Annotated in this window: 10 protein-coding genes; all 10 read left to right on the forward strand. The window is 74.1% G+C overall.

Features of this window, described 5'->3' with window-relative positions:
• Nucleotides 1-10: 10 nt before the first annotated feature.
• The 10 genes from CPE01_RS05930 to CPE01_RS05975 all read left to right on the forward strand — a co-directional run bounded on the left by CPE01_RS05930 (nt 11) and on the right by CPE01_RS05975 (nt 15,798).
• Complete coding sequence (locus CPE01_RS05930; protein ID WP_146805710.1) at nt 11-781, forward strand: ThuA domain-containing protein; 771 nt, start codon at nt 11-13, stop codon at nt 779-781.
• On the forward strand, nt 763-1,896 hold the full coding sequence (locus tag CPE01_RS05935) for an extracellular catalytic domain type 1 short-chain-length polyhydroxyalkanoate depolymerase (RefSeq protein WP_222592874.1): 1,134 nt from the start codon (nt 763-765) through the stop codon (nt 1,894-1,896). The genes CPE01_RS05930 and CPE01_RS05935 overlap by 19 nt, the downstream gene beginning before the upstream one ends.
• 61 nt (nt 1,897-1,957) lie before the next feature.
• Nucleotides 1,958-3,517: a DUF7059 domain-containing protein gene (locus tag CPE01_RS05940; protein WP_146805711.1), complete on the forward strand. Its 1,560-nt coding sequence runs from the start codon at nt 1,958-1,960 to the stop codon at nt 3,515-3,517.
• Between the two features lie 139 nt (nt 3,518-3,656).
• Nucleotides 3,657-4,886, forward strand: coding sequence for an efflux RND transporter periplasmic adaptor subunit (locus CPE01_RS05945; protein ID WP_146805712.1), 1,230 nt, complete (start codon nt 3,657-3,659; stop codon nt 4,884-4,886).
• Nucleotides 4,879-5,691, forward strand: coding sequence for an ABC transporter ATP-binding protein (locus CPE01_RS05950; RefSeq protein ID WP_146805713.1), 813 nt, complete (start codon nt 4,879-4,881; stop codon nt 5,689-5,691). Before CPE01_RS05945 ends, CPE01_RS05950 begins: the two co-directional genes overlap by 8 nt.
• A complete protein-coding gene (locus CPE01_RS05955) occupies nt 5,688-6,920 on the forward strand; it encodes an ABC transporter permease (protein WP_146805714.1) in 1,233 nt (410 codons plus the stop codon). The genes CPE01_RS05950 and CPE01_RS05955 overlap by 4 nt, the downstream gene beginning before the upstream one ends.
• Before the next feature lie 41 nt (nt 6,921-6,961).
• Nucleotides 6,962-7,972 (forward strand): hypothetical protein, encoded by a 1,011-nt coding sequence (locus tag CPE01_RS05960; protein ID WP_146805715.1) that lies wholly within the window; start codon nt 6,962-6,964, stop codon nt 7,970-7,972.
• Nucleotides 7,965-10,133, forward strand: a complete 2,169-nt coding sequence (locus CPE01_RS05965) for an efflux RND transporter periplasmic adaptor subunit (RefSeq protein WP_146805716.1) — start codon at nt 7,965-7,967, stop codon at nt 10,131-10,133. Before CPE01_RS05960 ends, CPE01_RS05965 begins: the two co-directional genes overlap by 8 nt.
• Nucleotides 10,134-10,391: 258 nt before the next feature.
• On the forward strand, nt 10,392-11,216 hold the full coding sequence (gene proC / locus CPE01_RS05970; protein WP_146805717.1) for a pyrroline-5-carboxylate reductase: 825 nt from the start codon (nt 10,392-10,394) through the stop codon (nt 11,214-11,216).
• A 280-nt stretch (nt 11,217-11,496) separates the two neighbouring features.
• Nucleotides 11,497-15,798, forward strand: coding sequence for an immunoglobulin-like domain-containing protein (locus CPE01_RS05975; RefSeq protein WP_186811423.1), 4,302 nt, complete (start codon nt 11,497-11,499; stop codon nt 15,796-15,798).
• The last annotated feature ends 24 nt before the right edge of the window (nt 15,799-15,822 follow it).

Genomic DNA, 15,822 nt, shown 5'->3' on the forward strand with positions numbered 1-15,822 from the left:
GGGTGGGGTCGTGGCGACGGTGCTGGTGCTGGCGGGTGCGGGGAGGTACACCGACCCGTGGCACGACGCCGTGGCGCAGGCCGACGAGGTCGCGCAGGTGGCGCGCGCGCTCGGGCACGACGTCAGGGTGCGCAGCACACGGCCCGAGACGTTCGACGAGCCGGGCCTGCTCGAGTGGGGCCCGCAGCTCCTCGTCGTCGTCGCGGGCGGCATGCCGCGTCCGCCCGGCGACGAGCCGGGGACCCGCGCCGACGAGGGCGCAGCCGCCGGTGCCGGGCCCGACGAGGGCGGGTCCGCCGACGCCACCGACGCCGGCTGGCGCCGGTTCCACGACGCGCGTCAGGCGCTCGTCGACGCCGGTACGGCCGTGCTCGGCGTGCACGAGGCCGCGTACGCGTTCGCGGACGACCCGCGCTGGGCGGCGACGATCGGCGGTCGCTGGGTGCTCGGCCGCTCGTGGCACCCGCCGTACGGCCCGGCGACGTTCCGGGCCGTCGACGACGAGCACCCGGTCACGTGGAGCCTGCGCGAGGTCACGTCCGACGACGAGCGCTACGCGGACCTGACGGTGTCCGAGGGCGTGCACGTGCTCGTCGTCGCGGACGTCACGCCCGACGAGGCGGGCGAGGACGGCACCGCGGGGGAGCACCCCGTGGTGTGGACGGTCCCCGGCCCGACGAAGGTGCTGTACGACGCGCTCGGGCACGATGCCGCCGCGTTCGCGAGCCCGTCCCGCCGCGCGCTCCTGGCGGCCGAGCTCGCGTGGCTCCTGCAGCACTGACGACGAACGGGCTGACGACGAACGGGCTGACGACGAACGGGTCGACGAGAGACGGGGGAGCGGGCATGCGGTCGAGGCGGGTGGTCGGCCTGGGCGTGGCGCTCGCGGTCGCCGCGGGTGCGCTCGCGGCGTGCTCGTCTGACGCGGACGACGCACCCACGACCGCGGCCGCACGCGCGTCGGACGGACCGACGACCGACGGCTCACCCGGACCGACATACCTGCCGGGGACGTACGGGCCCGTGCCGGACTTCGGGACGAACCCCGGCGGCCTGAGCATGTACCAGTACGAGCCCGCCGAGCTCGCGGACCCGGCGCCGGTCGTCGTCGCGATCCACTACTGCTCGGGCTCGGCCGACGCCTTCCGGGAGACCGGGATCGAGGCCCTGGCCGACGAGCAGGGGTTCCTCGTGGTGTACCCGCAGGCGGACCGCGCGGGCCACTGCTTCGACGTCGCGTCGCACGAGAGCCTCACGCGCGACGGCGGGGGCGACTCGCAGAGCATCGCGCAGATGGTCGCGCACGTGCAGGACGCGTACGCCACGGACCGGGTGTTCGCGTTCGGGTACTCCTCGGGCGCGATGATGACCGAGGTCCTCCTGGCCACCTACCCCGACGTGTTCGCGGCCGGCGCGGCGTTCGCGGGCGTGCCCGCAGGCTGCGCCGCGACGGACGACCCGCCGCCCGGGCCGACCCGTCCGGCCGCGCGCAGCCCGGAGTGCTGGCGCGGCCAGGTCGACCGCACGCCGCAGGAGTGGGGCGACCTGGCGCGCGCCGCGTATCCCGGCTACATGGGTCCGCGCCCGCGCGTGCAGCTGTGGCACGGGACGGACGACGCGATCCTCTTCTACCCGAACTTCGGCGAGGCGATCGAGCAGTGGACCGACGTGCTCGGCGTCCCGACCGAGCCGGTCGCGACCGACGAGCTCGACGGCGGCTGGACGCGCACGCGGTACGGCGCGGACGACGACCAGGCGCCGGTCGAGGCATACAGCCTGGAGGGCGGCGTGCACGACCTGGGGGTCCACCTGGCGGAGATGGCCCGGTTCTTCGGCCTCGACGGCAGGGACAGCCCGGACGACGACGCCGACGACGCCGTCGACGGGGACGTCTGAGCGAGCGTCGCTCGCGCGGCGAGGGGACGTGCGCACGCACGCGCTCGGGGAAGATGGTCGCGTGGATGCTCCCCGACACGTCCCGGACCTGATCGACGCGCTGCGCGCGGACCTGGAAGGTGTCGCGTTCGACGTCGAGCACGTCGAGGCGCTGCTCGGGCCGGTCGCGGCGGGCGCGCTGCACCGCGAGGAGGTCGTCCCGGCGCTGCGTGCGACGACGTCCGCGGTGGCCCGGGGCGGCGACGACGAGGCGCTCGCGACGCTCACGCGGCTGTTCGTCCTCGGCTGCGCGGTGCCGCGGACCGGGCTCGACCGGGCGCTCACGTGGGTCGGCACGGACGGTGCGCAGCGGCTCGGCCTCGTCGCGGCCGCGGGGAACGGCACCGACGACGAGGTGCGCGCGCTCGTCGACCTGCGCCCGTACGCGGCGGTCGACGGCCACGGCGAGGCGACGTGGTGGCTCGCGTCCGACCTGGGCGAGCTCGCCACGGGACGTGCGCTGCGGACCGACCACGTGCTCGGCGTCGGCGGCGCGTCCACGACGCTCGCGCAGGTCACGGTGCGCGACGAGCGTGCCCGCGCGCTCGACCTCGGCACGGGCTGCGGCGTGCAGGCGCTGCACGCGTCGCGCCACGTCACGCACGTCACGGGCACCGACATCTCGCGTCGGGCGCTCGCGTTCGCGCGGTTCAACGCGGCGCTCGCGGGGATCGGCGAGGACAGGCTCGCGCTGCGGGAGGGCTCGATGCTCGAGCCCGTCGCGGGTGAGCGGTTCGACCTCGTCGTGAGCAACCCGCCGTTCGTCATCACGCCGCGGCGCGCGGACGTCCCGGCGTACGAGTACCGCGACGGCGGCCGCTCGGGCGACGACCTGGTGCGCGACCTCGTCGCGGGCGTCGGCGACGTGCTGGCGCCCGGGGGCCTCGCGCAGCTCCTCGGCAACTGGGAGGTGCGCCGCGGCGAGCCGTGGGACGCGCGCGTCGGCGAGTGGCTGGACGCGTCGGGGCTCGACGGCTGGGTGGTGCAGCGCGAGCTGCTCGACCCGGCGCAGTACGCCGAGACGTGGATCCGCGACGGCGGGACGTCGCCCGAACGCGACCCCGACGGCTGGGCGCAGCGGTACGGCGCATGGCTCGACGACTTCGCGAGCCGTGACGTCGAGGCGGTCGGGTTCGGCGTGGTGACGCTCCGCCGCCCGCACGACGAGTCCCGCGCGCGGCTGCGCCGGCTCGAGGAGGTGACGGGCACGGTCCAGCAGCCGCTCGGGCCGGTGCTCGCGGCGGCCCTCGCGGCGCACGACTGGCTGGCGGCGCGCGACGACGACGCCCTGGCCCACGAACGCCTGCGCGTCGCGCCCGACGTGACCGAGGAGCGCTACCTCACGCCGGGCGCGGTCGACCCGCAGGTCGTCCTGCTGCGGCAGGGCGGCGGGTTCGGGCGAGCCGTGCAGGTCGGTACCGCCACGGCGGGCCTCGTCGGCGCGTGCGACGGCGAGCTCGCGGTCGGGCAGATCGTCGGCGCGCTCGGCGCCCTGCTGGGGACCGGCGCCGACGCGGTCGCGGCCGACGTGCTGCCGACCGTGCGGGGACTCGTCGAGGACGGGCTCCTCCTGCCTGTCTGAAGGGCACCGTCTGCCCCATTCGCGCAGGCCAGAGCGTTGCGCTCCCAGGTCGCTCACAGGTTCGTCACATCGCCGCCCCAGGTCCTCCCCCTACGTTCGCGCCAGGACGTCAGGAGGAACGGTGCGCAGAACGGCTCGGGTGAGACGTCGGTGGGTAGGCAGGTCGATCGCCGCCGTCGCGGCAGTGGCGCTGCTCGCGGGCGGTGCGTGGTGGGTCTGGTGGCGTGACACCGGACCCGCGGAGGCCGACGAGGCCACGACCCGGACCGTGCAGGCGAGCCTGACCACGATGGAGAAGTCCGTCTCCGGCACGGGCACGCTCACGCCGACCGTGAAGGAGTCCGTGTCGTTCGCGGTCTCGGGCACGGTGACCTCGGTCGACGTCGCCGTCGGCGACACCGTCACCGAGGGGCAGCGGCTCGCGACGGTGGACACGCTCGAGCTCGAGGCGGACCTGCTGGACGCCAAGGCCTCGCTCGTCTCGGCGCAGGCGACGCTCGCGAACGCCCAGGACGACGACGACGGCTCGGAGGTCGCGCAGGCGCAGATCGACGCCGCGGCGGCCCAGGTCGACGTCGCGCAGGCGCGTGACGACGACGCGTCCGAGGCGATGGGCGACGCGACGCTCGTCGCGCCCGCCGCAGGTCTGGTCACGAGCGTCGACCTCGAGGTGGGCGACGTGGTGTCGGGCAGCGGCTCGTCGGGTGACCCGGGCGGTTCCTCCGGCGGACCGTCGGACAGCTCGACGGCCTCGTCGGCGCAGCTCGTCATCGTCGGGACGCAGGAGTGGCAGGTGACCACGAGCGTCGACGAGTCGGACGTCGCGCTGATCGAGGTCGGCGACCAGGTCGAGATGACCTCCGACGACCTCACCGAGACGCTGTTCGGCGTCGTCGGAGAGATCGGTCTGGTCTCGAGCACCAGCACGGGCGTCGCGTCGTTCCCGGTGACGGTCGACGTCACGCTGCCTACGCAGACCCTGCACGACGGCGTGAGCGTCGACGTCGAGATCATCTACGAGCGCCGCACGGACGTGCTGACGGTCCCGGCGCTCGCGGTGACGCGCGCCGACGACGGCACGTCGCAGGTCACGAAGGTCGCCGACGACGGCACGACGCAGACCGTGACGGTCGAGACCGGCGAGACGTCGGGGTCGACGGTCGAGATCACGTCGGGGCTGAGCGAGGGTGACTCGGTCGTCCTGCAGACGTTCTCGGTCGGCGGCAACCGCGATGGTGGCGACAGCACGTTCCCGGGCCTGGGCGGCCAGCCGGGTGAGCTCCCCGACTTCGGTGGTGGGCAGATGCCGATGCCACCGAGCGGTGACCTCGGCGGCATGTTCGGTGGCGGGGGGCCGAGCAATGGCTGACCTGTTCGGGTCCGTCGTGCTCGACGACGACCTGCACGACGACCGCGGTGACGACCGCCGTGACGACCGCCGTGAGGACCGCGACGACGACCCCGCGCCCGTCATCGACCTCGTCGCCGGTCGCAAGACGTACCGCACGGGCTCGATCGAGTTCGAGGCGCTGCGCGGCGTGGACCTGCGGATCGGGCGCGGCGAGTACGTCGCGATCGTCGGCCCGTCGGGTTCCGGGAAGTCGACGCTCATGAACGTCCTGGGGTGCCTCGACACGCTCACGCAGGGCGAGTACCGGCTCGCGGGTGAGGACGTCGCACAGCTCGACGAGGTCGAGCTCGCGCAGGTCCGCAACCGGCGGATCGGCTTCGTGTTCCAGCAGTTCCACCTGCTGCCGGCGCTGTCGGCGCTGCGCAACGTCGAGCTACCGCTCCAGTACCGGCGGGTGGCGGCCGCCGAGCGGCGGGCGCGCGCGACCGAGGCGCTCGAGCGCGTCGGGCTCGGTGACCGCCTGCACCACCGCCCGGGCGAGCTGTCCGGCGGTCAGCAGCAGCGCGTGGCCGTGGCTCGCGCGCTCGTCGGAGACCCGGACCTGCTGCTCGCCGACGAGCCCACGGGCAACCTCGACTCCACGTCGACCCACGAGGTGCTCGCGCTCCTCGACGAGCTGCACGCGCAGGGCCGCACGATCGTGCTCATCACGCACGAGCCGGACGTCGCGCGGCGCGCGCAACGCGTGGTGCACGTGCTCGACGGGCTCGCGCAGGATGAGCACTCGCCGGCGGTCACCTCACCGGCGGAGGGTCGGGCATGACCTGGACCGAGACGCTGCGGACCGGCTGGGCCGCGATCCGCAGCCACGGCCTGCGCTCGTCGCTGACGGTGCTGGGCATCCTCATCGGGATCGCGGCGGTCATCCTCACGGTGGGCCTCGGCCTGGGCACGCAGAAGGACGTGTCCGCGCAGATCAGCGCGCTGGGCTCGAACCTGCTCATCGTCACGCCCGGTTCGAGCACGTCGACCGACGGCCTGCGCGGGGGGTTCGGCTCGGCCGCGACCCTGACGCGCTCCGACGCGGACGCGCTCGCGTCCGAGGTGGCGGCGCCGGACGTCGCGGGCGTCGCCCCGGAGAAGCAGACCTCGCTCTCGCTCGAGGCGAACGACACCAACTGGACGACGACCGTCACGGGCACGACCGAGAGCTGGCTCGACGTGCGCTCGCGGAGCCTGGCGTCGGGGGAGTTCCTGACCGCGGACGACGACGCCGAGCGCGCGGCGGTCGTCGTGCTGGGGTCGCAGACCGCGACCGAGCTGTTCGGCCGCACGAACATCGTCGGCCAGACCGTGACGATGTCCGGGACGGACTTCACGGTCGTCGGCGTGCTCGCGGAGCAGGGCGCGAGCGGCGACGCGAACCTCGACGACCTCGCGGTCGTGCCGCTGTCGACGATGGCCGAGTCGCTCGTGGGCGGCTGGCAGCGCAGCTCGCTCTCGACGATCTACGTGCAGGCGGCGTCCGCCGACCAGCTGTCGGCCGCGTCGCAGGAGGTCACGACGATCCTGCTCAACCTGCACGGCGCGACGTCGAGCGACGCGGCAGACTTCACGGTCGCGTCGCAGGACTCGCTGGTCTCGACGGCCACCGCCGTCTACCGGACGCTGACCGTGCTGCTGACCGGTATCGCGGCGCTGTCGCTGCTGGTCGGCGGGATCGGCGTCATGAACATCATGCTCGTCTCCGTCACCGAGCGGACGCGCGAGATCGGCCTGCGCAAGGCGCTCGGTGCGCCGCCGTGGGCGATCCGCCGCCAGTTCCTGGTCGAGGCCTCCGTGCTCGGCCTCGGCGGCGGCGTGCTCGGCGCGGCACTCGGCATCGCGGGGGCCACCTGGCTGCCCGACGTGCTCGACACGTCGGTCGTCGTGTCCGGCGCGGCCGTGGCCGGCTCGGTCGCGATCGCCGTCGGCATCGGCCTCGTCTTCGGCGTGTACCCGGCGACCCGTGCCGCACGCCTCGCCCCCATCGACGCGCTCCGCGCCCAGTGACCGTGACCCGCGCGAGCGCCACCCCGACAGGAGAGACCCCGATGAACCCCCGACGCGCGACCCGCCCGCTCCTCGCGCTGCTGACGGCGACGACGACCGCGTTCACCCTCGCGGCGTGCGGAGGCGGCGGCAGCTCGGACGGCGCGACGACGACGCCGACGAGCACGGCGACGCAGGACGCGGCGCAGCAGTCACCCAGCCCGCAGGGCCGCGAGTCGGGCGGCGGCGTGAGCGGTCAGATCGTGCAGGTCGGCGACCAGCTCATGCAGGTCCGCGACGACGACGGTCAGACCTCCGTGACCTGGACCGACGAGACGACCGTGCAGGTCACCACCACGGTGGACCAGTCGGCCGTCACGGTCGGCTCGTGCGTGACCGCGATGACGGGCGGCATGCGCCTGCCGAGCGACGACGACGAGATCGCGGGTGACGACGTCGCGACGCAGCCGACCGACGAGGACCCGGCCGCCACGACCGTGACGATCTCCCAGCCCGTGGACGGCACGTGCCCTGCCGGACCGGGAGGCGCGTTCGGCCCCGGCGGCGGCGTACCCGGGGACCTGCCCTCGGACCTGCCGACGGACCTGCCCCTGCCCGACGGCATGCCCACCGACATGCCCAGGCCCGGCGGGCGCGAGCCCGGCGACCTGCCGACGGGCGCTCCGGACGGGATGCCCCGCGGCGGGTTCGGCGGCGTCACGGCGGGCGTGGTGACCGCGGTCGGCGGCACGACGATCACCGTCGAGACGACCGCGCAGGACGGCACGACGAGCAGCGCGACCGTCACGGTCGACGACGGGACCACGTTCACGACGACGACCGCGGGCGCCGCGAGCGCGTTCGTCGTCGGGCAGTGCGCGGACGTGCGCGGCACGGCCGACGACAGCGGCAAGGTCGCGGCGACCAGCGTCGTCGTCTCGAGCCCGGGCGACGACGGCTGCGCGACCGGCTTCGCCGGGCGCGGCCCGGGCGGGATGTGGCCGGGACAGGGCGGCCAGCAGTCCGGTCAGCAGTCCGGTGGGCAGTCCGGTGAGCAGGGCAGCGATGACTGACCGGCGCGGCAGGAGTCGCCGGCGCGTGCTCGGCGTCGTGGCCGGGGCGACCGCGCTCTGCGTCGCGGGTGGCGGTGTCGCGTTGGCGCTCACGGGCTCCGACGGGACCCCGTACCGCACGGCGACCGCGGAGCTCGGCTCGGTCGCGCAGGAGGTCGCCCTGACGGGCACGGTCGCGTCGGCGACGCGCCGCGACGTGGCGTTCGCGGTCGCGGGCACCGTGCGCTCGGTCGAGGCCGGGGTGGGCGACGAGGTGGAGCCCGGCGACGTGCTCGCGACGATCGACGACGCGGACCTGCAGCAGGACGTCGACGACGCGGCCGCCGGGCTCGCAGACGCCCAGCAGGGACTCGAGGACGACCTCGAGTCCCAGACCAGCAGCACGTCCTCGACCAGCACGTCCTCGACCAGCACGTCCTCGACCAGCACGTCTTCGAGCGGCAGCACCGCGACCACCACGACCGCGTCCAGCATCGCGACCACCACGACCGCGTCCAGCACCGGGACCGCCACGACCGGGAAGACCGGGGGCCCGGTGCCGTCGCCGACGCCTCCCGGCACGGGCGCCCCCACCGACCCCGAGGACGACCTGCCCGCCGAGGTCCAGGACGCGCTCGACGACGTCGCGGCGGCGCAGCAGGACCTGCTGGCGCGCTACGACGAGGCGTCCGGCCTGCTCGCGGCGAGCGAGGACGGCATCAGCGCGGCCGAGCTCGTGTGCCAGGAGCTGCTCGACGCGCCGACGGGCGCGCCGTCGACGGGGGACGTCCTGACGCTCACGCCGGGCGCGGTCGCGGCCGGCGCCGCGCTGCGGGTCGACGTGACCGGTGTGACGGCGGGCACCGAGTACCAGCTGGTGCTCGCGTCGTCGGGCACCGTGCTCGCGACGCTGACGGCGACGGACTCGTCGTTCGCGGCCGCCGTGCTGGTCCCGGCGGGTGCCGAGGGCGCGGACGCGATCGCGCTCGTCGGCCCGTCGGGGACCGTCTCGTCGACGCCGCTGACGGTGACCGCCGCCGACGCCACGCCGCTGCCGGACGCGCTCGTCGCATGCCAAGGCGCGATCACGGGCGTGCTGGGCGGCCAGCAGGACGTCGCCGACGCGCAGCACGTGCTGCTCGACGCGACGACCGCCCTCGACGACGCGCTCGACGCGCTCACGCAGGCGGTCCGCGACGCGACGGACCCCACGGACCCCACCGATCCCACCGATCCGACGCATCCGACCGAGCCGACCCAGCCGACGGAGCCGACCCAGCCGACCCAGCCGACCCAGCCGACCGACCCGACCCAGCCCCAGCCGGGTGCGCCGACGACACCGACCCAGCCCACCGACCCGTCGACGCCGGGCGACGTGAGCGGGACCCCGGGCGGGCAGTCCGACGACAGGGTCGCGACCGCGGCCGACATCCTGGCCGACCGTGCGGCGATCGACCTCGCGCAGGCCCGGCTCGATGTCGCGGAGAGCGCGTTGCGCCTCGCGACGCTGACCGCGCCGATCGGCGGCACGGTCGCGGCCGTCTCGCTCGCCGAGGGCGACAGCGTCACCGCGTCGTCGACGACGGCGGTCGTCACGATCATCGGCGGTGACGGCTACCTGGTCAGCACCTCCGCGACGCTGAGCCAGGTCGACCTGCTCGCCGTCGGCCAGAGCGCGCGCGTCACGGTCCGCACCACGGACGAGCCGCTGACCGCGCAGGTCTCGTGGATCGGCGTGCTCAACACGGAGTCGTCGAGCACCACGCCGTCCTACGCGGTCGAGCTCGCGATCGACGCCCCGGCCGACGGCGCCAGGCTGTACGACGGCTCGTCGGCCCAGGTGACGGTCGCGGTCGCGGGCGGCGACGAGGTGCTCACGGTCCCGACGTCCGCGGTGCACGTCGAGGGCGGGACGGTCACCGTGGACGTGCTGCGGGACGGCGCGCCGACGAGCGTCGAGGTGACCACGGGAGCCGTGGGCGCCGAGCGCACGGAGATCACCGACGGCCTGTCCGTGGGCGACGAGGTGGTCCTCGCCGACCTGTCGCGCACGCTGGTCACGGACGACGAGTCGTCGGCGGGCCTGTCCGGCCTGGGCGGTTCGACGCAGGAGCGAGGCCCGGCCGGCGGCCCCCCGGCCGGCTTCACCGGCGGAGGCTTCCCGGCACCTCCCGGCGGCTGACCGGCCGGCGTCGGACGAGCCGGCCCAGCCACCGGTGTGAGGTCGTCAGCACCAGGTGAGGTCGTCAGGTACGGCTGACGACCTCACCTGTACCTGACGACCTGGCGAGTGCTGAGGCGGCGGAGCGCGGGGGCCGCGCGCGGGTCGGTAGGCTCGCGCGGGTCGGCGGCGCTCATCGCCACGGCGACGAAGGGGCGCAGCGGACGAGCGACGCGCGCGACGAGTGCCGGTGCGCCGGCGACGAGGGGTGGCACGACGATGACCGAGCAGCAGCCTGGCACCAACGCGGCCGTCGCCGTCCTCGGCGGCGGGGTCATGGGCGAGGCGCTGCTCTCGGCGCTCCTGACGGGCGGCTGGCCCGCGCACCAGGTCGAGGTCACGGACCAGTCGCCGGATCGTCTCGCGGCGCTCGCCGAGCGCTACGGCGTGCGCACGGGTGACTCGAACGCGCAGGCGGCGCAGCGCGCCGACGTGGTGCTCCTCGCGGTCAAGCCGAACGTCGTGCCGGCGGTCCTCGCCCAGATCGCGCCGCAGCTGCGCGGCGGCACGCTCGTCGTGAGCGTCGCGGCCGGTGTCCCGCTCGCGACGTACGAGCAGCACCTGCCCACGGGCACCCCGGTCGTGCGCGTCATGCCCAACACGCCGGCGGTCGTCGGCAAGGGTGCGAGCGCGATCGCGCCCGGCGCGCATGCGGGAGAGGGGCACCTCGTCCTGACCGAGCGCATCCTGGCCGCGACGGGCCTCGTCGTGCGCGTCGCGGAGAAGGACCTCGACGCGGTGACGGCCATCTCGGGCTCGGGCCCGGCCTACGCGTTCTACCTGATCGACGCGATGGCCGAGGCGGGTGTGCTGCTCGGGCTGACGCGTGACCTGGCGACGCGGCTCGCGGTCGCGACGGTCGAGGGCGCGGGTGCGCTCGCGGCCCAGGGCGAGCACCCGGTGGTGCTGCGCGAGCGCGTCTCGTCGCCGGGCGGCACGACGGTCGCGGGGGTCGCCGCGCTCGACGCGCACGGCGTGCGTGCGGGCGTCGTCGCGGCGGCGCGTGCCGCGTACGAGCGCTCGAAGGAGCTCGGCCGCTCCTGACCCGCTCCCGGTCGCACCGCGACCCGGGCCTCGGGCGGACCACGCCTGAGCGCGGTGCGGTGCTCTGCGCGGGTGCGCGGTGCCCGCAGGCGGGTGTGTCGGTGGCGTCCCGGACCGGGTCGTCCCCCGCTCGGGTGGTTCCGTCGTCGCGCCCAGGTCACAGAGCGGTCACACCGCTGGAGAAATTGTGAGCGCTCACATACGCTCCGTGGTGACGTACCCATTCCCCCGGGTTCGGCCCGTCGCCGGCAGTGTCGCCGGCTGGAACCGAAGGATGTCGATGACGATTCCTCGCGCGGCGACAGCCGCACTGACAACCCTCGCGCTGAGCGCGGTGACGGTGGTGGGGTTCGTCCCCGCCGCGTCGGCCGCTGCTCCGACGCAGGACCTGATCGCTCACTACGAGTTCGACGAGACCGCGGGTACCACGGTCGAGGACTCCTCGGGCAACGGCCACGACGGCACCGTCGTCGGCACGCCCCACTGGACCGGTGCCGGCCTGCAGCTGTCCGGCGGCACCTCCAACGCGAACTACGTCGCCCTCCCCGACGGCCTGCTCGAGGGCCGTTCCGCCGCGACCGTCTCGACGATGGTCAAGGCCGACGCCCTGGCGACGACCGTCGACAACTTCATGTGGAACTTCGGCGGCTACTCCTCGAGCGGCGGATCGGGCACGGGCTCCTGGTTCGTCGGTCCGCGCAACGCGCTGCGCACCACCCTCACCCCGAGCCACTGGACGGGTGAGCAGAGCGCCACGTGGACGGGTCGCAACCTCACGGTCGGCGCGTGGCAGAACGTCACCGCGACGATCGAGCCGAACGCGGGCGCCGCGACCTCCACGCTCAAGCTGTACGTGGACGGCGCGCTCGTCGCCACCAACGCGAACGTCACGACGTCGCCCGCGACCCTCTCGGACCACACGCGCAACCGCCTCGGCGGCTCGGCCTACGACGGTGACCGCTCGTTCCCGGGCTCGTACGGCGAGACGCGCATCTACGGCACGGCGCTGACGGCGGCCCAGGTGGCCGACGTCGTCGCCGACGACGGCGCCGACGCCGCGGGCAAGCTGCTCGACGCGGTCGACCTGGGTGACACGTCCGCGGTGACGTCCGACGTGAGCCTGCCGACCGGCGGCATCACGTGGGCCACGAGCGACGCGTCGGTCGTGACGGCCGGCGGTGTCGTGACGCGACCGGCCGCAGGCGAGGACGACGCGACGGTGACGCTCACCGCGACCGCGCGCGTCGCCGGCGCCGAGAGCACCCGCACGTTCGCGCTGACGGTCAAGGCGCTCGCCGCGGGTGAGGACCCGATGCCGGCGACGTCCGACCTGCGGGCGTACTTCCCGCTGAGCTCCGCCTACCCCGGCACGCCCGCGCACGGCACGACGTCGCTCGGCGGCGGCGCGCAGGTCTCGGCGGTGTGGACCCCCACGCACGTCGACCTCACGGGCGGCGGGTACATCGCCAACAGCAACGCCACCGGGCTGAACCTGACGGGCTCGGTCACGGCCTCGTTCGACGCCTTCCTCCCGAAGTCGGCGACGGGCAGCGCGAGCAGCACCCTGTTCACGCTCGGCAGCAACGCGACGACGAACAACCTGTCGTTCCACCCGTTCTACGCCGACGGCAAGCCCGCCGCGGTGATCCGCGTCGGCAGCGCGGTCGTCGTCACCGCGACGCTCGACGAGGCGTTCCCGCGCGACGTGTGGACGCACGTCACGATCGCGCTCGACACCGCGCAGGACACGCTGACCGTCTTCATCGACGGTGAGCAGGCCGCGCAGGAGTCGGCCGCGGGGGCCACGGGCACGACGATCGGCTCGACCGTGCTGCGGTTCAACCGCGAGGCGTGGAGCTACACCAACCTGCCGAGCAAGTTCCGCGACCTGCGCCTGTACGCCGCGGCCCCCTCGGAGCAGAACGTGCGTGCGCTCGCGCGCCAGAACGCGGCCTTCGCGTTCGACCAGCTCGTGGCCGGCGTCGACCTCCCCGAGGTGACGACGAAGGACCTCACGCTGCCGACGGGTCCGTCGATCACGTGGACGTCGTCCGCGCCGGCGGTCGTCTCCGCATCCGGTCAGGTCACGCGCCCCGCCCCGGGCGAGGACGACGCGACCGTCACGCTCACGGTGTCGTCGGACCGCGCGGGTGCGGAGCTCACGCACGAGTTCCAGGTCACCGTCCCGGCCGCGCTGTCCGCCACCGCGCGGGTCGCCGAGGACGCCGACGCGCTCTCGGTCCTGCACGGCGACGACCTGCGCAGCATCACCACGCTCGCGAGCGTGGGCGCGGTGCACGGCTCGACGGTCACGTGGAGCACCTCGGACGCGAGCGCGGTCGAGGTCGTCACCGACGACGGGACGGTCTACGCCGACCCGCAGCGCGCGGCCTACGGCCACGACGCCCGCACGGCGACCCTGACGGCGACGGTCGCGATCGACGGCGCGTCCCTGGACGTCCCGTTCGAGATCACGGTCCCGGCGCTGCCGCGGACGGTCGACGACGAGCGCTACGCGTTCGCGTACTTCACGGCGAACACGGTCGCGGGGGAGAACATCTACTTCGCGGCCTCGGACGGCAACAACGCGCTGTCCTGGAACACGCTCAACAACGGCAACTGGGTGCTCACGTCCGAGTACGGCGAGAAGGGTCTGCGTGACCCGTTCATCATCCGCTCGCACGAGGGCGACAAGTTCTTCCTGATCGCGACCGACCTGTCGATCGGCCGCAACGGCGACTGGGGCCGCGCGCAGTCCTCGGGCAGCCAGTACATCGAGATCTGGGAGTCCACCGACCTGGTCACCTGGTCGCAGCAGCGGCACGTCAAGGTCGCGCCCGACACGGCCGGCATGACGTGGGCGCCCGAGGCGTACTGGGACGACGAGCGGGGTGAGTACGTCGTGTTCTGGGCCTCGCGCCTGCACACCGACGCCACGCGCTCCACCTGCATCACGACCGAGAGCGGCTCGGGCTGCTACGCGCGCATGATGTACGCCACGACGAAGGACTTCGTGACGTTCTCGCCCGCGCAGCTCTGGCAGGACACGGGCGCCGCCCGCATCGACACCACGGTGCTCAAGGACGGCGACCACTACTACCGGTACACCAAGGACGAGGGCGGCCAGACCGGCTGCGTCGACATCATCGCGGAGCGCTCGACCTCGCTGACGCAGGTCACGACGAAGGCGAGCGCCGAGGCGAACACCGGCTGGGAGCGGGTCGCCGCGTGCGTCGCGCGCTCTGCCGGCTTCAACGCGGCGGTCGAGGGGCCGACGATCTTCCGGGCCAACCCGGGCGACACCTCGCCCTACGACTACTACCTGTACCTCGACAACTACGGCGGCTCGGGCTACTTCCCGCTCGGTACCAACGACCTCGCGTCGGGCTCGTGGACGATCGCGCAGGGCAACCTGCCCGGCTCGCCGCGGCACGGCACGGTCGCGCCGATCACGCTCGCGCAGTGGCAGTCGCTCACGGGCGCGGAGGTCACGACGACCGACTCGACCACGACGGTGTCGTTCGACACGACCTCGCGTCGCGCGACGGCCACGGTGACCGCGGCGGACGGCTTCGAGGTCGGCGGCAAGGTCACGTTCACGGCCGGCACGTGGTCGAGGACCGTGCAGCTCACGCCGCGCACGTCGGACGCGACCGCGTCGGTCGTCGTCCCGGCGGGCATCTCCGGCACGCTCACGGCCACGTTCGCGGGCACGGCGGAGATCGAGGCGGGCACGCCGGCGACGGTCGCGGTCCCGACGGTCGTCCCGACGGCCCTGAAGCTGACCACGCTGCCGAAGACGTCCTACACGGTCGGCGACTCGCTGAGCCTGACCGGCCTGACCGGCACGGTGACGTTCAGCGACGGCACGACCCGCACCGTCGGGGCGTCCGACGTCAAGGCGTCGGGCTTCAGCTCGACGACGTCCGGCACGCGCACCGTCACGGTCTCGTACCAGGCGCAGGGCACCACCGTGAAGGCGACGTACTCGGTGACCGTCAAGAAGGCGTCGTCGCGCACGACCCTGACGGTCTCGACGACGTCCGTGCCGCACGGCGGCAAGGTCACGCTCAGGGCGAAGGTCACGAGCGCGATCACGCCGACCGGCACGGTCTCGTTCTGGTCGGGCGGCAAGCGCCTGGCCACCGCGAGCCTGTCGAGCGGGTCCACGAGCGTGAAGGTCACGCTCAAGGGCGTCGGCACCAAGCGCATCACCGCCGTCTACAACGGTTCGTCCAAGGTCGCGACGAGCTCGTCGTCGGCCGTGACGGTCACGGTGCGCAAGGCGAAGGTCACGTCGATCGCGGTCACCAGCACGACGTTCCCCAAGGGCACCCGCCCGCAGGTGGTCGTGAAGGTGGGCAAGCTCGACAACGGCGCCTACCCGACCGGCAAGGTCGTCGTCACGTACGGCAGCAAGACCACCTCGGTCACGCTGAAGGCGTCCGCCAAGGGCGTCGCCAAGGCGACGCTGCCGTCGACGTCCTCGACGAAGGTCAAGGTCCGGGCGACGTTCAAGCCCACGGACTCGACGAACGTGGCGTCGGCGACGTCCGCGTGGCGGACGATGTCCCCGCGCTGACCTGACCAGCCCAGAATGCACCGA

It is taken from the genome of Cellulomonas persica (assembly GCF_007989825.1).
GTDB classification, from domain to species: domain Bacteria; phylum Actinomycetota; class Actinomycetes; order Actinomycetales; family Cellulomonadaceae; genus Cellulomonas; species Cellulomonas persica.